This window comes from Streptomyces sp. NPDC036813, from assembly GCF_055609245.1.
Genome location: NZ_JBVJPV010000003.1, coordinates 40592 through 59312, shown reverse-complemented (window position 1 = coordinate 59312; position 18721 = coordinate 40592). Strand labels below are relative to the sequence as shown.

The following is an 18721-nucleotide window of genomic DNA, read 5'->3' as shown; positions in this document are numbered from 1 at the left end:
CAAATGAGTGCCCGAATGCTCAGGTGCGCTCAGTTCCCATGCGGCGGAGCCGCATTTCGTTACCGCCCGACCAGTGCGTAGGTCTGCGTCGCGATCTCCAGTTCTTCATCCGTCGGCACCACCGCGACCGCCACTCGCGCGTCCGTCGGAGAGATCAGCCGCGGCTCGTCGCCACGGACCGCGTTGCGGTCCGGGTCGACGGCCAGGCCCAGGCTCTCCAGGCCCTCGATCGCCGCCTGCCGCACCGGCGCCGCGTTCTCCCCGACGCCCGCGGTGAAGGCGACCGCGTCGACCGTGCCGAGCACGGCGTAATAGGCGCCGATGTACTTCTTCAGACGGTGAATGTAAATGTCGAAGGCGAGCCGCGCCTGTTCGTCGCCCTCGTCGATCCGCCGCCGGATCTCCCGCATGTCGTTGTCCCCGCACAGCCCGAACAGACCGCTCCTCTTGTTGAGGAGAGTGTCGATCTCGTCCATGGACATTCCGCCGACACGAGCCAAATGGAAGATGACGGCAGGGTCGAGATCACCGGAACGCGTACCCATCACCAGCCCCTCCAAAGGCGTCAGCCCCATGGAGGTGTCCACGCACACACCGCCCCGCACGGCCGACGCCGACGCGCCGTTGCCCAGGTGCAGCACGATCACATTCACCTCTTCGGGTGCCTTGCCCAGCAGCTTCGCCGTCGCCCGGGAGACGTACGCGTGCGAGGTGCCGTGGAAGCCGTAGCGGCGGATGCGGTACCGGTCGGCGATCTTCGGGTCGAGCGCGTAGCGCGCCGCGGACTCCGGCATGGTCGTGTGGAACGCCGTGTCGAACACGGCCACCTGCGGCAGGTCCGGGCGCAGCGCCCGCGCGGTACGGATGCCGGTGAGGTTGGCCGGGTTGTGCAGCGGCGCGACCGGGATCAGCCGCTCGATCTCGGCGATCACCTCGTCGTCGATGACGGTGGGCTCGGTGAAGAACATCCCGCCGTGCACCACCCGGTGCCCGATCGCGGCCAGCTCCGGGGAGTCGAGGCCCAGGCCGTCCTTGGCCAGCTCCTCCGCCACGGCCTTCAGCGCGGCGTCGTGGTCGGCGATCGGGGCGTTGAACTCGCGGGCCTCGCCGCCGGTCAGCGGGGTGTGCTTGAGCCGGGAGGTCTGCTCACCGATGCGCTCGACCAGGCCCACGGCCAGCCGGCTCTCGTCGCGCATGTCGAGCAGCTGGTACTTCACCGACGAGGAGCCGGAGTTGAGGACGAGGATGCGGGTGCCGGTCACTGCTGGGGAGCCTTCTCTGCGGGGGACAGGGCGGGGGACTGGGCCTGGATCGCCGTGATGGCGACGGTGTTGACGATGTCCTGGACGAGCGCGCCCCGGGACAGGTCGTTGACGGGCTTGTTCAGGCCCTGCAGCACCGGACCGACCGCGATCGCGCCGGCCGAGCGCTGCACGGCCTTGTAGGTGTTGTTGCCGGTGTTCAGGTCGGGGAAGATCAGCACGCTGGCCTGCCCGGCGACCTCGGAGCCCGGCAGCTTGGTCGCGGCGACCGACGGCTCCACGGCGGCGTCGTACTGGATGGGCCCCTCGATCTTCAGATCCGGGCGGCGCAGCCGGGCCAGCTCCGTCGCCTCGCGCACCTTGTCGACGTCGGCGCCGGCGCCGGAGGTGCCGGTGGAGTACGAGAGCATCGCGATCCGCGGCTCGACGCCGAACTGCGCGGCCGTGACGGCCGACTGCATCGCGATGTCGGCGAGCTGCTCGGCGTTCGGGTCGGGGTTGACCGCGCAGTCGCCGTAGACCAGCACCTTGTCGGCCAGGCACATGAAGAACACCGATGACACGATGGCGGCGTCCGGCCTGGTCTTGATGATCTCGAAGGCGGGGCGGATGGTGGCCGCCGTCGAGTGCACCGAGCCGGACACCATGCCGTCGGCGAGGCCCTCGGACACCATCAGCGTGCCGAAGTAGTTCACGTCGGAGACGACGTCGTAGGCCAGCTCCACGGTGACGCCCTTGTGGGCGCGCAGGGCCGCGTACTTCTCGGCGAAGGAGTCGCGCAGCTCGCTGGTGGCCGGGTCGATCAGCTGCGTGTCGCCGAGGTCGATCCCTAGGTCGGCGGCCTTCTTGCGGATCTGGTCGACCGGCCCGAGCAGCGTCAGGTCGCACACGCCCCGGCGCAGCAGCACCTCGGCCGCGTGCAGCACGCGCTCCTCGGTGCCCTCGGGCAGCACCACCCGGCGCCGGTCGGCGCGCGCCTGCTCCAGCAGCTTGTGCTCGAACATCATCGGCGTGACGCGGTCGCTGCTCGGCGCCGAGACCCGCTTGTTGAGGTCGGCGGTGTCGACGTACCGCTCGAACAGGCCGAGCGCCCGCTCCGCCTTGCGCGGGGTGGCCGCGTTCAGCTTGCCCTCCAGGGAGAACAGCTGGGCGGCGGTGGGGAAGCTGTTGCCGGACACCGACAGCACCGGGGTGCCCGGGGCGAGGCGCGCGGCCAGGGTGAGTATGTCCTCGTCCGGGACCTCGTTCAGGGTGAGCAGCACACCGGCTATCGGCGGGGTTCCGGCGCTGTGCGCGGCCAGCGAGCCGACGACGAGGTCGGCGCGGTCCCCGGGGGTGACGACCAGACAGCCCGGGGTCAGAGCGGCGAGGAAGTTCGGCAGCATCGCCCCGCCGAAGACGAAGTCCAGGGCGTCGCGGGCGAGCCCGGAGTCGTCGCCGAGCAGCACCTTCGCGCCGAGCGCGTGCGCGATCTGGGACACCGTCGGCGCGGAGAGCGCGGGCTCGTCGGGGACGACGTAGCAGGGCACCGGGAGCCGCCCGGCGAGCCGTTCCGCGATCGCGTCGCGCTCCTCGCGGGCGACCCGGTTGGTGACCATGGCGAGCACGTCGCAGCCCAGGCCGTCGTAGGCCCGGTAGGCGTTGCGTGTCTCGGCCAGCACCGACTCCGCCGCCTGTCCCCGGCCGCCGACGACCGGGATCACGGACGCGCCGAACTCGTTGGCCAGGCGCGCGTTCAGCGACAGCTCGTCGGGCAGCTGGGTGTCGGCGAAGTCGGTGCCGAGGACCAGCACGACGTCGTAGTCGCGGGCGACCAGGTGGAAACGGTCGACGAGCGCCGCGACCAGCTCGTCGGTGCCGCGCTCGGCCTGCAGCGCGGACGCCTCGTCGTACCCCATGCCGTAGACCGTCGCCGGGTCCTGGGAGAGCCGGTAGCGGGCGCGCAGCAGCTCGAAGAGCCGGTCCGGCCCGTCGTGGACGAGCGGGCGGAAGACGCCGACCCGGTCGACCTGCCGGGTCAGGAGTTCCATGACCCCCAGCTCCACGACCTGGCGGCCGTCGCCGCGGTCGATACCGGTCACGTACACGCTGCGCGTCACGTGTGCTCTCCGTTTCATCTGTGAGGTGGGGTGTGGTGTGGCCTGCGGGGGTCTACGTCTCGTGTACACCACCGTGTACAAAAATCGCCCACGGGGGTGAGCGGAACCCTCTTGACAATACCCCTGGGCACAGATAAGGCGCCCGTCAAGACGTTCCGCTGGTCAGCGACGTGGAACAATCGGGAGGAGGCTCACAGGTACCCACAGCGAGCAGGAGACACAGCACGATGCGCATCGGAGTTCTCACCGCAGGCGGCGACTGCCCCGGCCTGAACGCCGTCATCCGATCGGTCGTGCACCGGGCGGTGGACAACTACGGCGACGAGGTCATCGGCTTCGAGGACGGCTACGCCGGCTTGCTCGACGGGCGCTACCGCGGCCTCGACCTGAACGCGGTCAGCGGCATCCTCGCCCGCGGCGGCACGATCCTCGGCTCCTCCCGCCTCGAGCGCGACCGGCTGCGCGAGGCCTGCGAGAACGCGGCGGACATCGTCAGCGACTTCGGTATCGACGCCCTCATCCCGATCGGCGGCGAGGGCACGCTGACCGCGGCGCGCATGCTCAGCGACGCCGGTCTGCCCGTGGTCGGCGTGCCCAAGACGATCGACAACGACATCTCCTCCACCGACCGCACCTTCGGCTTCGACACCGCCGTCGGCGTGGCCACCGAGGCGATGGACCGCCTGAAGAGCACGGCCGAGTCCCACCAGCGCGTGATGGTCGTCGAGGTCATGGGCCGGCACGCCGGCTGGATCGCCCTGGAGTCCGGCATGGCCGCCGGCGCGCACGGCATCTGTCTGCCCGAGCGCCCCTTCGACCCGGCCGACCTGGTGAAGATGGTCGAGGAGCGCTTCTCCCGCGGCAAGAAGTTCGCCGTCGTCTGCGTCGCGGAGGGCGCCCACCCGGCCGACGGCACCATGGACTACCTCAAGGGCGAGATCGACCAGTTCGGCCACGAGCGCTTCCAGGGCATCGGCACCGCCCTCGCGCACGAGCTGGAGCGGCGCCTCGGCAAGGAGGCCCGGCCGGTCATCCTCGGCCACGTCCAGCGCGGCGGCACGCCGACGGCGTACGACCGGGTGCTCGCCACCCGCTTCGGCTGGCACGCGGTCGAGGCCGCGCACCGCGGAGAGTTCGGCAAGATGACCGCACTGCGCGGCACCGACATCGTGATGGTGCCGCTGGCCGAGGCGGTGACGGAGCTGAAGACGGTCCCGAAGGACCGGATGGACGAGGCCGAGTCGGTCTTCTAGAACCGGTCGCGGTCTTCTGGGACCGGTCGCGGTCTTCTGGGACCGGCCGGTCGCGGTCTTCTGGGACCGATCCGCCGGGTCGGCCCGGGTCCTCGGGGAGAGGTGCCCCCGTATGCGGGGCACCCGTCCGCTAGCCGGTCCTCTTGCGTACCGCGGTCCAGAAGTTGTCCACGATGTCGTCCAGGAAGGCGCGGCCCGAGTCGCTGGAGTCGCTGCTGCCGCCGCCCCAGCTGAGGGTGGCGGCCATGTGGCCCTGGTAGTCCTCGTGCAGTTCCTGCAGGACCTCCTCCAGGATGCCCCTCTCCAGCGGCGCGATCTTCGCGACCGGGCGCACATACCCCTGCCAACGGGTACTGGCCGCGCTGCGCAGCAGCTCCGCCAGGCGCTGCTCGCGCCCCGTGACGGCCACGAAGTCCGGCAGCGACAGCCGGAGCACGTCGGCGAGCGCCACCGACTGGCGCTCGTTGCCGTGCCAGTCCCCGCTCTCCTCCATCCGCAGATACGAGCGCACGTCGACGCCCACCTCCCGGGCGACGTCCTCCGGTGCGATGCCGCGGGCCATGCGGTGCTCGCGCAGGGTGCGCGGCCGGGCGATGAGTTCGCCCGGCGCACACCACAAGACCCCGGCCAAGGCGGTCAGCTCGGGACTGCTGGGACTGGTCATGCCGCGTTCCCAGGCGATCACGAGATCCGGGGTGACGTACGGCAGCCCGTAGGACACCCGCATGCCGTGGGCGACGTGCTCGGGCCCCATGCCGAGGGCGGCGCGCAGCCGCCGGGCGGCCAGGGCGTCGAACGGGGGGCCGGGCTGGTTCGAGGGAGAGGGATGGCGCACCCGCCACAACATAGAGCGGCGCTCAAGGCGTGACTACGGTGGGTTCGGCCAGGATCACGGATTGTAGGAACCTACGTTTCCGTAGGTTTACCGTTTGCGGCACGTGTCACCCCTTGACCGCTCCCGCCAGGGCGAAACCGCCGCCCAGCCGCCGCGCGATCAGCACGTACAAAAGGATCACCGGCGTCGAGTACACCACCGAGAACGCGGCCAGCTGCCCATAGGCGACCATGCCCCGGTTGCCGAAGAACTCGTTGATGCTCACCGACGCCGGCATCTGGTCCGGGGTGAGCAGGAGCATGAACGGCACGAAGAAGTTGCCCCACATCATCACGAACGAAAACACGGTCACCACGGCGAGTCCGGGCCCCATCAGCGGCAGCACGATCCGGACCAGGGACTGCGAGGAGGACGCCCCGTCCGTCCAGGCGGCCTCCTCCAGCTCCTTCGGCACGCCGTCCATGAAGTTCTTCATCAGCCAGATCGCGAAGGGGAGCTGGGAGGCGGCGAAGAAGAGAATCGTGCCCTGCATGGTGTCGATCAGGTCGACCCGCACGAACAGCGCGTACACCGGCACCATGACGGCCGTGATCGGCAGGCTCGTCGCGAACAGGACCGACAGCAGGAACGGCCGGTTGAACCGGGAGCGGAACCGGGACAGCGGGTAGGCGGCGAGCGCGGCGCACACCACGGTCAGCGCGGTCGCGCCACCGCACAGGATCAGGCTGTTCAGCAGCGGGGTGAAGGTGATGTCCGCGGTGAGGATCGCGTCGAAATTGCCGAAGGTGACCCCGTCCGGCGCCTTCACCCGCAGATCGGCGTGCGGATCGACGGACGACAGCACGACCCAGGCCAGCGGCAGGCAGAAGGCCGCGGCCACGACCAGCAGCGCGAGATCGGCGGCCAGGCGCCGGGTGGCCCGGCGGGAGGCGAGGGGGCGGCTCATACCGGTGCCTACACCTCCGTCCGCAGCAGCCGCAGATACACCACGGAGAACAGCGAGCCGACGACGAGCAGCAACAGGGCGACCGCGGTGCCGTAACCGATCATGCTGTTCTGGAACGCCTGCTCGTACATGAACAGCGGCAGCGTCTCGCTGCGGCCGCCGGGGCCGCCCCGGGTCATCACCCAGATCAGCCCGAACACGGACAGCGTCTGCAGGGTGTTGAGCATCAGATTGGTCCCGATGGAACGCCGGATCATCGGCAGCGTGATGTGCCACAGCCGGCGCGGTCCGCTCGCCCCGTCGACCTCGGCGGCCTCGGTGATCTCCTGCGGGATCTCGGCGAGGGCGGCGGAGTACACCAGCATCGAGAACGCCGTACCGCGCCACACGTTGGCGAAGGACACCGCGAGGATGGGCAGCGTGAACAGCCAGTTCTGCGACGGCAGATGCAGTGCGTCCAGGATGGCGTTGAGCGTCCCCTCCCTGCGGAAGAAGGCGTACAGCAGGAACCCGGCCACCACCTCCGGCAGCACCCACGCCGTGACCACGATCCCGCCGGTGAGCGTGCGCACCGGCTTCGACGCCCGCCGCATCAGCCCGGCCAGCGCCAGCCCCAGCGTGTTCTGCCCGAGCAGCGACGACACCACGGTGAAGACGAGCGTCAGCCATACGGCGTTGAGGAACTCCTCGTCGCGGAAGGCCCGGCGGAAGTTGCCGAGGCCGACGAACGAGGAGTGGGCCTGGCCGGTGAGCTGGAGGTCGGTGAAGGCGATGTAGGCGCAGTAGGCGATGGGCCCGGCGAGGAAGAGCAGCAGCAGGGCCAGGGCGGGGAGGAGGGGCAGCGTGCGCGGAAGGAACCGCGCCGTCATTTCTCGACCACTTGGCCGCCGGTGATGTCCTTCAGGGCGTCGTCGTAGCCGGCCGCGGCCTTCCCGACGCTCGCGTCGCCTGTCGTCACGGACTCCATCGCCTCCTGGATCGCCGTCGACACCTTCGGGTACGCCGGGTAGGCGGGCCGGTAGTGGGTGCTGGCGACGAGGTCGGTGAAGAACTTGATGCCGGGCTGGGCGGTGGCGTAGGCGGGATCGCTCGCGACGTCCCGCCGCACCGCGATACCGGAGTTGGCGACGTACCACTTCTGTGCGTTCGCCTTGGTCTGCATCGTCCGGATGAACTCGAAGGCGAGATCGGGGTTGCCGGCCTTGGCCGGGACGGCCCAGGTCCATCCGCCGGACATGCTCACCTTGCCGGGCGCCTGCCCGTCTTGCGTGGGCATCGCGGCGAGCCCCAGCCTGCGCGACCACTGCGGCCACTCGTGACCGGCTCCGGGCAGCCAGTCCTGCGGCAGCCAGGACCCGTCGAGGTCGATGCCCAGCTTGCCCTTGGGCAGCAGATCACCGCGGACGATGGTCTGGATGTTGGGATCGAGGGCGGTGGAGACGTCGGGTCCCAGCTTCTCCTTGTAGACGGTCTCGACGAAGGACAGCGCGTCCTTGAACCCCTGCCCGCCGGCGACCCACTTCCTGCTGCCGGCGTCGTACAGCGGATCGGTGCGGCCGTCGCCGGTGCCGTACAGCAGCATCTCGAACCCCTGCATGGTGGCGGCCTCACCGGCGGGCTTGCCGGTGTAGACGTTGAGCGGGGTGACATCGGGGACCTTCTGTTTGATGGCCCGCGCGGCGGCGAGCACGTCGTCCCACGTCCTCGGCTGCCAGGGCACCGGAAGGCCGGCCTTGGCGAGGACTGCCTTGTCGTACCAGAGCCCGCGGGTGTCCGTCCCGTCCGGAACGCCGTACGTCTTGCCGTCCTGACCCTTGGCGGCGGCCTTGGCGGTGTCCATGAACTGCCGCCAGTCCGGCCACTTGGCGAGATACGCGTCCAGCGGCTTCAAGTACCCGCTGGTGATGTCCGAGTTGATGAGAAACGTGTCCTCGTAGACCAGGTCGGGCGCGGTCTTCGGCGACCGGAGCATCTGCTGGAGCTTGGTGTAGTACTCCGAGTCGGGCGCCTTGACGGGGACGAGCTGGACCTTCTTGCCGGGATGGCTCTGCTCGAACTGCTTCTTGACGCCGGCGAGATAGTCGTCCATCACATGGACGGAGTTGTCGGTCGACTGCTTGAAGGAGACCTTGACGGTGTCGGGGCTGCTGCCCGACCCGCCCCCGCACGCGGTGAGCGCGGTGGCGGCCAGAACGGTGGTCACGAGCGAACAGACGGCGGCGGTGGGGCGCACGGGCATGACCTCCAGCGGGCTCACGAGACTGTGACGCGGAGATTGCTGCGGTGCGAACGTAAGTTGAGTGGTCTAGTCAGGTCAATGCGTGTGCGGGGGATTGCCGCCGGGCAGTCCGAACAGAGCGGCCGCGTTGTCGTGGCACACCGCCCGCAGCCAGTCCCGGCCGAGGTCCAGCCGTTCCAGGGCCCGCAGCTGGTGCGCGTAGGAGTACGGGATGTTCGGGAAGTCGGAGCCGAGGAGGACTCGGTCGCCGAGGGCTGCGAGCCGGGGGAGGGCCCGCCGCGGGAACGGCATGAGGCGTTCGGTGAAGTCGGTGAACGCCATCGTCGTGTCCAGTCGCACCTGCCCGTACCGTTCGGCGAGGCCGAGGAACTCCTCGTACTCGGGCATCCCCAGGTGCGCGACGATCAGCCGCAGTGACGGGTGCCGGGCCAGGACGCGCGCGATCGGGCCGGGGCCGGTGTGCTTGCCGGGCGCGGGACCCGAACCGCAGTGGATCACCACCGGGACGCCGGCCTCCGCGAGCAGCCCCCAGGCCCGGTCCAGCGAGCCGTCCGCCGGGTCGTAGTCCCCCACCTGGACATGGGCCTTGAACACCCGCGCACCCGCCTCCACGGCTTCGCGGACACAGGTCTCGACACCCGGCTCGGGGTACAGAGTGGCGGTGTGCAGGCAGTCGGGCGTGCGGCGGGCGAAGTCGGCCGCCCATCCGTTCAGCCAGCGCGCCATGCCCGGCTTGTGCGGGTAGAGCATCGAGGTGAAGGCGCGGACGCCGAACTCCCGCAGCAGCAGCGCCCGCTGCCCCTCCTCCTCGCGGTACGTGATCGGCCACGCGAGCCCACCGGTCAGCGGGCCCTGCGCGTCGAAGTACGCCCAGACCTTGCGCAGGACACGCTCGGGCATGAAATGCGTGTGCACGTCCACCAGCCCGGGAAGACCGAGCTCTGTCCAGAAACGCCGGACCTCTGTGGACTCCTCACTCATGTACGGCTCCCCGCCCTCACCGGTGTGCGCCCCGCGTCCACTGGTACACCAACTCCGGTCGTCCCACCGTTCCGTACTGCGGCCGGCGTTCCGCGCGGCCGGTGTTCACCAGGTGTTCAAGGTAGCGGCGGGCGGTGATCCGGGAGATGCCGACCGCCTCGGCGAGGGCGGTGGCGGTCAGGCCCTCGGCGCCGTCGCGCAGGGCCACCGTCACCCGCTCAAGCGTCGGGCCGCTCAGGCCCTTCGGCAGTGACGCCGGCCCCGGTGCGCGCAGGACCGCCAGGGCGCGGTCCACCTCGTCCTGACCGCTCGCCTCGCCCGCCGCCGCCTGGAACTCGGCGTAGCGCACGAGGCGGTCGCGCAGGGTGGCGAACGTGAAGGGCTTCAGGACGTACTGGACCACACCGAGCGAGACGCCCTCGCGGACGACCGCCAGATCCCGCGCCGACGTCACCGCGATGACGTCCGCGTGGTGGCCGGCCGCGCGCAGGGTGCGGGCCAGCTGCAGGCCGTGCACGTCCGGCAGGTGCAGGTCGAGCAGGAGCAGGTCCACCGGGGTGCGGTCCAGGAAGCGGCGGGCCTCGGCGCCGGTGTGCGCCTTGCCGACGGCGACGAAGCCCGGCACCCGGCCGACGTACATCACGTGCGCGTCCGCCGCGACCGGGTCGTCCTCGACGACCAGCACCCGGATCGGCGGCCGCGCGGATCCCCCCGCCCCGGGCACGTCGCCGCTCATGCCTCGCCTCCGGTCGCCGCGCCCACCCGCAGCGGCAGTCGTGCCTCGAACTCCGCGCCGCCGCCCGGCGCCTCGCGCACGGTCAGCGTGCCGTCGTGCCGCTGCACGGTCTGGCGCACCAGCGCCAGGCCCAGGCCGCGGCCGCCCGGGCCGGACGGCTTCGTGGAGAAGCCGCGCTGGAAGACCAGCTCGGCGTGCGCGGGGTCCACCCCGGGCCCCGTGTCCGCCACCCGCAGCACCAGCTCGGAGCCGTCGGACACCTCGGAGTGGGCCGTCACCGTCACCCGCGGCGCCACCCCGCCCTGCGCCGCGTCCACCGCGTTGTCGATCAGGTTGCCGAGGATCGTCACCAGGTCCCGGGCGGACAGGGACTCGGGCAGCAGTCCGTCGTCCAGCCGGCTGTCCGGCGACACCACCAGCTCCACCCCCCGCTCGTTCGCCTGGGCCGTCTTGCCCAGCAGCAGCGCGGCGAGCACCGGTTCGCTGACCGCGGCCACCACCTGGTCGGTCAGGGCCTGCGCCAGCTCCAGCTCCGCCGTGGCGAAGTCCACCGCCTCCTCGGCCCGGCCCAGTTCGATCAGCGAGACCATGGTGTGCAGCCGGTTGGCGGCCTCGTGCGCCTGGGAGCGCAGGGCCTGGGTGAAGCCCCGCTCGGAGTCCAGTTCGCCCATCAGGGACTGGAGTTCCGTCACGTCCCGCAGGGTCACTATCGTGCCTCGGCGCTCCCCGCCCGACACCGGCGAGGTGTTCACGACGATCACCCGCTCCGCCGTCAGATGCACCTCGTCCACCCGCGGCTCGGACGCCAGCAGCGCACCCGTGAGCGGCGCGGGCAGCCCCAGCTCCGTCACCGGCAGGCCCACCACGTCCCCGCTCACCCCCAGCAGCTCCCGTCCACCGTCGTTGACCAGCGCCACACGGTACTGCCCGTCGAGCAGCAGCAGCCCCTCGCGTACGGCGTGCAGCGCGGCCTCGTGGTAGGCGTGCATGCGGCTCAGCTCGGCCGCGTTCATGCCGTGGGTGTGCCGCCGCAGCCGGGCGTTGATCACGTAGGTGCCGATCGCGCCGAGCGCCAGCACCCCGGCCGCGACGCCGAGCAGCGCGGTCACCTGGTCCTGCACCCGCGCGCTGATCGCCTCCACCCGGATGCCGGCGCTGACCAGGGCGACGATCCGCTTGTCGTCGTCCTCGACCGGCGTGACCGCGCGGACCGAGGGGCCGAGGGTGCCGGTGTAGGTCTCGGTGAACGTCTCGCCCCGCAGGGCGCGGGCGGTGTTGCCGAGGAAGCGTCTGCCGATCTGGTTCGGGTCGGGGTGGGTCCAGCGGATGCCCTGCGGGTTCATGATCGTGACGAAGTCGACGTCGGTGTCCCGCATGATCCGCAGCGCGTACGGCTGGAGCTCGGCCGTCGGGTCGGGGCCGCGGACCGCGGAGCGCACCGACGGCGCGTCGGCCACCGACCGGGCCACCGCCGTGGCCTGCCGGCCGGCCGCCTGCTCGGCCTGGCTGCGGTCGCTGACGTACGTGAACAGCGCGTACCCGGCCACCACGAGCGCGAGCAGGACGGCCTGCATGGCGAACAGCTGGCCCGCCAGGCTGCGGGGTCTCGGCAGGGTGAGGCGCATGCCGTCAGTCTGCCTCTCCGTCCGGCGGTGGACTAAATGCTCCGACGGTGAACTAAATGAACGGAAGGGTGACCGCTCTCACAGGGGCGGGAGATAGTCACGGCAATCCCCAAAACGCCCGGACGTGAGCCGCACGCCGGTGATGCCGACGAAGACGTCAAGGAGGGCAGCCGTGGCCGCCAGCACATCCCCAACGGCACCTGCCGCGCCCGCTGTGAAGCGGGACCGCACCCACTACCTGTACATCGCGGTGATCGTCGCGGTCGCCCTCGGCATCGTCGTCGGGCTGGCCGCGCCCGACTTCGCGGTCGAGCTGAAGCCCATCGGCACGGGCTTTGTGAACCTGATCAAGATGATGATCTCGCCGATCATCTTCTGCACGATCGTGCTCGGCATCGGCTCGGTCCGCAAGGCGGCCAAGGTCGGCGCGGTGGGCGGTATCGCCCTCGCCTACTTCCTGGTGATGTCGCTGGTCGCCCTCGCGATCGGCCTGGTCGTCGGCAACATCCTGGAGCCCGGCTCGAGCCTCGCGGTCACCGACGCGGTCAAGAGCGTCGGGCACGCGCAGGTCGACGCCGAGGCCAAGGACACCACCACCTTCCTGCTCGGGATCATCCCGACCACGATCGTCTCCGCCTTCACCGAGGGCCAGGTGCTGCAGACCCTGCTGGTCGCGCTGCTGTGCGGGTTCGCGTTGCAGGCCATGGGCGCTGCCGGGCAGCCGGTGCTGCGCGGCATCGAGCACATCCAGCGGCTCGTCTTCCGCGTCCTGGCGATGGTCATGTGGGCGGCGCCGATCGGCGCGTTCGGCGCGATGGCCGCGGTCGTCGGCTCGGCGGGCGTGGACGCGCTGAAGTCCCTGGCCGTGCTGATGCTCGGCTTCTACCTCACCTGCGCGCTGTTCGTCTTCGTCGTCCTCGGGGCGCTGCTGCGGATCGTCGCGGGGCTCAACGTCTTCACCTTCTTCAAGTACCTCGGCCGTGAGTTCCTGCTGATCCTGTCCACCTCCTCCTCCGAGTCCGCGCTGCCGCGGCTGATCGCGAAGATGGAGCACCTGGGCGTCAGCAAGCCCGTCGTCGGCATCACGGTCCCGACCGGGTACTCCTTCAACCTCGACGGAACCATGATCTACATGACCATGGCGTCCCTGTTCATCGCCGACGCCATGGGAACGCCGATGTCGGTCGGCGAGCAGATCCCGCTGCTGCTGTTCCTGCTGGTCGCGTCCAAGGGCGCGGCGGGCGTCACCGGTGCGGGTCTGGCCACACTGGCCGGCGGTCTGCAGTCGCACAAGCCGGCGCTGGTGGACGGCATCGGCCTGATCGTCGGCATCGACCGCTTCATGAGCGAGGCCCGCGCGCTGACCAACTTCGCGGGCAACGCGGTGGCGACGGTGCTGGTGGGGACGTGGACGAAGGAGATCGACACGGTGCGCGTCCGCGCGGTGCTGGCGGGTGAGATCCCGTTCGACGAGAAGACGTTGCTGGACGACGGCGTCGCCTCGCCGGCTGCGGCGGAGAAGGAGTTGGCCACGGCGTAGCTCCGCGGGGGTGCGGGTCGTCGTGCGGGTGCCGGCCGTGTCCGGCTGGTCGCGCCCACGCGGCGCAGCCGCACAGGGATACCGCCCCGCGCCCCTCACCGGCACCTCCGTGCCGTATCCGACCAGGGCACCCGGCATCGCCTGAACCGTTGCCGGGTGCCCTTTTCTGCGTTGTTCAGGACTCCGCCGCCAGCTTCCCCACCAGCTCCGTCGCCTTTCCCGCCGGGACTCCCGCCGCCGTCAGGACGGTCACCGCCGCCGAGCGGCCCGCCTCCGAGGGCGGGACCAGGGCGTCGTTCACGGCCTCCATCAGGGCGAAGAGGATCTGTTCGTGGACGTAGGCGAGGGCCGGTGCCGGGAGTGCCGATGCGAAGACGCCCTCGTCCAGGCCCTGCTGGAGCAGCCGGACGCTGGTCTCGCGGACCGGGGTGAGGCGTTCGCGGATGCCCTGCATGGTGACCGTGCGCTGGGCGAGCGCGACGAGCAGCCGGTAGCGGTCGGCGATCTCCCACACCGCGAGCACCGAGCGGGCCACGGCCTCGGCCGGGTCGTCCACGCCCTCGCGGCCCCCGGCGTGCGCGGCCGCCAGCGCCTGCACCGCCTCGTCCACCAGCGTGCCGATCAGCGCCTCGCGGCTCGGGAAATGCCCGTACACCGTGCGCCGTACGACACCGGCGGCGCGCGCGATCTGGTCCATGGAGGCGTCGGGGTCGCGCAGCAGCTCCGCGAGGGCGACGTCGAGGATGCGGCGCCGGTTGGCGTCGGCGCGGCTGTTACCCGTGGTCATGGCAGTCATTGTGCCTTCCTCCCGAACGCGGGTCTCCCGGCGACTTGCACAGCGATGCGCAGCGGTCCGTCCATCGATTTGCACAACGGTGTGCAACAGACGTACATTGCACATGGTTGTGCAACTGCACTCCACTGTGCAAGTTTCGACGTCGAGGAAGGCGATCCCTGCCATGCGACTCGTGATGAACGAACCGGTCGAGAGGATGGAGGGCCCCTACCGCCGGCGCTGGTGGGCACTCCTCGTCCTCTGTCTGAGCCTGCTGATCATCGTGATGGCGAACACCGCCCTCACGGTCGCGGCGCCCGACATGACCCGTGACCTCGGGCTGTCCAGCGCCGACCTGCAGTGGGTCATCGACGGCTACACCGTCCCGTACGCCGCGCTGATGCTGCTGCTCGGCGCGATCGGCGACAAGTACAGCCGCCGCGGCGCGCTCGTGCTCGGGCTCGTCGTCTTCGGCGGCGGCGCGGTCGCCGGGTACCTCGCCGACAGCTCCACGGCGGTCATCGCCGCCCGTGCCGTGATGGGCGTCGGCGCGGCGCTGATCATGCCCGCCACGCTGTCGCTGCTGGCCGCGACCTTCCCGCGCAAGGAACGGGCCAAGGCGATCACCCTGTGGACCGCCACCGCCGGGCTCGCCATCGCCGCCGGACCGGTCGTCGCGGGCGCGCTGCTGCGCGACCACGGCTGGTCCTCGACCTTCCTGATCAACGTGCCGATCGCGGCCGTCGCCGTCGTCGCCGCCTTCGTCCTGATCCCGCCGTCCAAGGCAGGCCACCACGACCGGATCGACTACGTCGGCGGTCTGCTGTCGGTGATCTGGACCGGCGCGCTCGTCTACATGATCATCGAGGGGCCGCACTTCGGCTGGGGCGCCAAGGCCGTCACCGCGGCGGTCGTGGCCGGCGTCGCGCTGGTCGCCTTCGTCCTGTGGGAGCTGCGCCACCCGCGCCCGATCCTGGACGTGCGCCGCTTCACCGAGCGCCGCTTCGCCGGCTCCAACCTTGCCGTCGCCCTGTTCTTCCTGGCCGTCTTCGGCGCCTTCTACTACCTCACCCAGCACCTGCAGTTCGTCCTCGGCTACGACGCCCTGGACACCGGCGTGCGGATGCTTCCGCTGGCCGGCGCGGTGTTCGTCGGCTCGGCGCTGACCGGGTACCTCACGCCGCGGGTCGGCATGAAGTGGACGGTGAGCGCGGGCATGGTCGGCGGCACGGCCGCGCTGGCGCTGCTGACCCGGGTCGACGCGGGATCGTCGTACGGCGACTTCGTGGCGCCCCTGATCATCCTCGGTCTGGCGATCGGTCTCGCCCTCTCGCCCTGCACGGACGCCATCATGGGCTCCTTCCCGGAGGCCGAGCTGGGCGTGGGCGGCGCGGTGAACGACACCTCGCTGGAGCTGGGCGGCTCGCTCGGCATCGCGATCCTCGGCTCGCTGCTCGCCACGTCGTACTCCGACCACCTCGCGGACGCCACGAAGGGCAGCAAGCTGCCCGCCGGCACCCTGGCCACCGCGCAGGACTCCGTCGGCGCCGGGTACGCCGTCGCGCAGGGCATCGGCGACAAGGCGCGCGCGCTGGCCGGGCAGGCGGCGCACGCGAGCAGCCCGCAGCAGGCCGCGCAGCTCAAGGCGCAGGCGCAGCAACTCGCCGAAGGCGCCGGACAGATGAGCCACGCCGTCGGCTCCTCGTTCGCCGACGCGGTCGCCCACACCAGCCTGGTCGGCGCGGTGATCCTCGGCGTCGGCACGGTGCTGGTCGCGGTGCTGCTGCCGCGCCGGGACAAAACGTGCACGGAGCAGCCGGCCGACGAGAAGGAAGCACAGCTCAGCAAGGCCGGCTGACTCTCACCGAACTCTTAACCGGGTCCACTAGCGTGCCGCGCCGATCACCAGGCGCGGCACGCCGCGCAGTACAGGAGGCCCGGGGGATGAACATCGACTGGAACCGGCGGACGTGCGCGCGGCGCGGCCACGTGACGTACGCGCCGGACGACCCCCGGCTGCGGGTGCGGCTGCACGCCGAGACCGCGCTCGGTGAGGTGTGGCGGTGCCTGCGCTGCGGGGACTTCGTGCTCGGTGAGCCGCACGGCTCCGGGCCGGCCGCCGACGCGCCCCTGGTGCCGCGCGGGAAGGTGCTGCGGGACCTGTTCATCCTGCGCTTCCTCGCGATCGAGCGGGTGCTGCGCGGGGTGTTCATCGTGCTGGTCGCCGCGGCCGTGTGGAAGTTCTCCAACAGCCAGGACGCGGTGCGCCGGCTCTTCGACGACAACCTCGACGTCTTCCGGCCGGTCTTCCGGCACTTCCACTACGACCTCGACCACTCACCGGTCGTCGGGTCCATCCAGAAGGCGTTCGGCTACAAGCACTCCACCCTGCTGCTGGTCGCCGGTCTCCTGCTGGCCTACGCCCTGATCGAGATCGTCGAGGCCGTCGGCCTGTGGTACGCCAAGCGCTGGGCGGAGTACCTGACGGTGGTCGCCACCGCCGCCTTCCTCCCGCTGGAGATCTACGAACTGACCGAGCACGTCAGCGCGTTGAAGATCACGACGCTGGTCCTGAACATCCTCGCCGTTCTCTACATCGCCCTGGCCAAGCGGCTGTTCGGCCTGCGCGGCGGCCGACGCGCCTTCGAGGAGGAACGCCACAGCGCCTCCCTGCTGGAGGTGGAGGAGGCGGCGAAGGTCACCGTCCAGGCGCCCTAGTAGCGGTCCAGGCGGTGCGCGTACGGCATCGGCAGGGCCGGGGTGCCGCCGCCGGGGAACCACGCCGTGCACAGGTCCCGGTGGCGCGGCGGGACCCGCATGCCGTGCGCGTCGGCGTCCTCGGCCGACCAGTGGCCGAGGAGCAGCCGGACGAGCACCCGGTCGTCGGGGACCAGGTCGCCGTGCCGCAGCGCGTCGAACGCCGTGTCGTGGAGCGGATCCGGGCCCTGGCCGGTGGCGGCCCTGCGGCGCAGCTCGGGCTCCAGCCGGGTCACCAGGGCCGGCCGGTTCAGGACGGCGGCCATCATGCCGCCGCTGGGCGGGAAGCTCTGCCGGTACGCGCAGCCCATGCCGCGGGCCACCCGGCCGACGAGGCTGTCGGCGGGCTCTCGCACGGTGAACTCGGCGAGGCGCCGCTGCCAGCACAGCCGGGCGAGGGCCACGAGCAGCAGGCGCGCCGCGGTCGCGTCCTCGGCCACGAGTTCGTCCACGGTCACCGTGCCCAGGGGGTCGCCGAAGGCCCGGCCCTCCAGGACGGCGTATCCGGCCGTCGTGTCGCCCGCCCGCAGGACGAGGGTGCGGGAGCCGGGCTTCCAGGTGGTCGGGGGGAGGAGCCGGTTCCAGCCGGCCTGGCGCTCGAGGGTCCACGGCCGCCGCGCGTGCGCGGAGTTGTAGAGCCGGATCATCGCCGGGAGGTCGGCCGCCGAGCCGTCCCCGATCCCCGGCACGTCCGCCTCCAGGCCGGCCCCCGTCGCGCACTCGACGGCGCGCACGGGAACGACCAGGCTGCCTTCGGCGAGCGCCCCGACGAAGCCGAACTTCTCGTACAGGCCCTCGATCGCGTCGGACACGAAGGCGACGTCGACCCGCTGCGCCATACCGTCCAGTGCCCGGCGCAACAGCCGGCTCATGTGGCCCTGGCGCCGGAACCCGGGCTGGGTCTCGACCCCGCCGATGCCCTCGGCGGCGACGGCCACCGCTCCGAAGCGCAGCCGCAAGGACACCGCCTCCAACTCGGCGACCGGCTCGCCGCCCCCGGCCCGCAGCCGGCAGAACCGCGTCCGCAGACTCCGCACGTCCTGCTCCGCGACTTCGTCGTACCCACCCGCCACCACGCGCTCCGCCACGCCCGGCAGCATAGGACGCCCCCGCACCCGAACACCTCGACCTGAGCCGCGCGCCCCACCGTCGGTCGCCGGGGCTAAGCCCACGGGTCCGTGATCTCCCGTAGCAGCGTCAGTGCCTCGCGCAGTTGCCTCATCCGGCGCTTGCCGAGGTGCCGTTCCCATTCCTGCTCCACCTCGGTGACCACCGTCTCGGCGATCGGGCGGGCCGCGTGGGCGCGGTCGGCGAGGACGACGAGGCGGGCCCGTCTGTCCGACGGGTCGGGGGCCCGGCGGACGTAGCCCGCCTTCTCCAGCTGGTCGACCAGGAAGCCCGCCGTCTGCTTGGTGACCTGTGCCTGCTCGGCGAGTTCGGTCAGTCGTGTGCCGTGCGGGCCGACGCGTTGCAGGACCCGGGCCTGCGCGGGCGTGAGGTCGTCGAAGCCGGCGTCGGCGAGGGCGGCGAAGACGCGCATCTCCAGGGCCCGGTACGGGATGAACAGGAGCAGGCCCGTGTTGAGCTCGCTCTCCGTGACCATGCCCGGCATTCCTTCCCACCCACTTGACTGTAGTCAGAGACCCTGACTAATTTGGTCAGAGAATCTTACC

The 18721-nt window shown here is 71.1% G+C and carries 16 protein-coding genes; 4 read left to right on the top strand and 12 right to left on the bottom strand.

Going from position 1 to position 18721, the window contains the following annotated elements; genetic code table 11:
* Nucleotides 1-59: 59 nt before the first annotated feature.
* Entirely contained in the window at nt 60-1262 is a 1203-nt protein-coding gene (locus ACZ67Q_RS07830; RefSeq protein ID WP_471177895.1) for an acetate kinase, read from the bottom strand.
* Nucleotides 1259-3361, bottom strand: coding sequence for a phosphate acetyltransferase (gene pta, locus ACZ67Q_RS07825; RefSeq protein ID WP_471177893.1), 2103 nt, complete (start codon nt 3359-3361; stop codon nt 1259-1261). Before pta ends, ACZ67Q_RS07830 begins: the two co-directional genes overlap by 4 nt.
* Before the next feature lie 227 nt (nt 3362-3588).
* Between pta and ACZ67Q_RS07820 the strand changes: the two genes are divergently transcribed.
* Nucleotides 3589-4614: an ATP-dependent 6-phosphofructokinase gene (locus tag ACZ67Q_RS07820; RefSeq protein WP_471177890.1), complete on the top strand. Its 1026-nt coding sequence runs from the start codon at nt 3589-3591 to the stop codon at nt 4612-4614.
* Between the two features lie 130 nt (nt 4615-4744).
* Here ACZ67Q_RS07820 and ACZ67Q_RS07815 read toward each other — a convergent pair whose 3' ends face one another.
* The 7 genes from ACZ67Q_RS07815 to ACZ67Q_RS07785 all read right to left on the bottom strand — a co-directional run bounded on the left by ACZ67Q_RS07815 (nt 4745) and on the right by ACZ67Q_RS07785 (nt 11976).
* Nucleotides 4745-5458, bottom strand: a complete 714-nt coding sequence (locus ACZ67Q_RS07815) for a helix-turn-helix domain-containing protein (RefSeq protein WP_471178909.1) — start codon at nt 5456-5458, stop codon at nt 4745-4747.
* Between the two features lie 97 nt (nt 5459-5555).
* Complete coding sequence (locus ACZ67Q_RS07810; protein WP_471177888.1) at nt 5556-6395, bottom strand: carbohydrate ABC transporter permease; 840 nt, start codon at nt 6393-6395, stop codon at nt 5556-5558.
* A gap of 8 nt (nt 6396-6403) precedes the next feature.
* Nucleotides 6404-7264, bottom strand: coding sequence for a carbohydrate ABC transporter permease (locus ACZ67Q_RS07805; RefSeq protein WP_471177885.1), 861 nt, complete (start codon nt 7262-7264; stop codon nt 6404-6406).
* On the bottom strand, nt 7261-8634 hold the full coding sequence (locus ACZ67Q_RS07800) for an extracellular solute-binding protein (RefSeq protein WP_471178906.1): 1374 nt from the start codon (nt 8632-8634) through the stop codon (nt 7261-7263). The genes ACZ67Q_RS07805 and ACZ67Q_RS07800 overlap by 4 nt, the downstream gene beginning before the upstream one ends.
* 75 nt (nt 8635-8709) lie before the next feature.
* The gene (locus tag ACZ67Q_RS07795; protein WP_471177882.1) at nt 8710-9615 is read right to left on the bottom strand and encodes an amidohydrolase family protein; all 906 of its coding nucleotides are present in this window, start codon (nt 9613-9615) and stop codon (nt 8710-8712) included.
* 16 nt (nt 9616-9631) lie between these two features.
* Nucleotides 9632-10351 carry a response regulator gene (locus ACZ67Q_RS07790; protein WP_471177879.1) on the bottom strand — a complete coding sequence of 240 codons (720 nt, stop codon included), beginning with the start codon at nt 10349-10351 and terminating at the stop codon, nt 9632-9634.
* The gene (locus ACZ67Q_RS07785) at nt 10348-11976 is read right to left on the bottom strand and encodes a sensor histidine kinase (RefSeq protein ID WP_471177876.1); all 1629 of its coding nucleotides are present in this window, start codon (nt 11974-11976) and stop codon (nt 10348-10350) included. The genes ACZ67Q_RS07790 and ACZ67Q_RS07785 overlap by 4 nt, the downstream gene beginning before the upstream one ends.
* Nucleotides 11977-12118: 142 nt before the next feature.
* On the opposite strand from ACZ67Q_RS07785, the gene ACZ67Q_RS07780 reads away from it, so the two are divergent.
* Complete coding sequence (locus ACZ67Q_RS07780; RefSeq protein ID WP_471178903.1) at nt 12119-13516, top strand: cation:dicarboxylate symporter family transporter; 1398 nt, start codon at nt 12119-12121, stop codon at nt 13514-13516.
* A 175-nt stretch (nt 13517-13691) separates the two neighbouring features.
* Here ACZ67Q_RS07780 and ACZ67Q_RS07775 read toward each other — a convergent pair whose 3' ends face one another.
* Entirely contained in the window at nt 13692-14312 is a 621-nt protein-coding gene (locus tag ACZ67Q_RS07775) for a TetR/AcrR family transcriptional regulator (RefSeq protein ID WP_471177873.1), read from the bottom strand.
* A 163-nt stretch (nt 14313-14475) separates the two neighbouring features.
* On the opposite strand from ACZ67Q_RS07775, the gene ACZ67Q_RS07770 reads away from it, so the two are divergent.
* Both ACZ67Q_RS07770 and ACZ67Q_RS07765 read left to right on the top strand, forming a co-directional pair.
* Nucleotides 14476-16149 carry an MFS transporter gene (locus ACZ67Q_RS07770; RefSeq protein ID WP_471177871.1) on the top strand — a complete coding sequence of 558 codons (1674 nt, stop codon included), beginning with the start codon at nt 14476-14478 and terminating at the stop codon, nt 16147-16149.
* A gap of 86 nt (nt 16150-16235) precedes the next feature.
* Nucleotides 16236-17009 carry a DUF2127 domain-containing protein gene (locus ACZ67Q_RS07765; RefSeq protein WP_471177868.1) on the top strand — a complete coding sequence of 258 codons (774 nt, stop codon included), beginning with the start codon at nt 16236-16238 and terminating at the stop codon, nt 17007-17009.
* Here the strand turns inward: ACZ67Q_RS07765 and ACZ67Q_RS07760 are convergent.
* Together ACZ67Q_RS07760 and ACZ67Q_RS07755 are read right to left on the bottom strand one after the other, a co-directional pair.
* Nucleotides 17006-18136: a GNAT family N-acetyltransferase gene (locus ACZ67Q_RS07760; RefSeq protein WP_471177866.1), complete on the bottom strand. Its 1131-nt coding sequence runs from the start codon at nt 18134-18136 to the stop codon at nt 17006-17008. The genes ACZ67Q_RS07765 and ACZ67Q_RS07760 overlap by 4 nt on opposite strands.
* A gap of 74 nt (nt 18137-18210) precedes the next feature.
* Nucleotides 18211-18651, bottom strand: a complete 441-nt coding sequence (locus tag ACZ67Q_RS07755) for a MarR family winged helix-turn-helix transcriptional regulator (protein ID WP_471177863.1) — start codon at nt 18649-18651, stop codon at nt 18211-18213.
* Nucleotides 18652-18721: the final 70 nt, after the last annotated feature.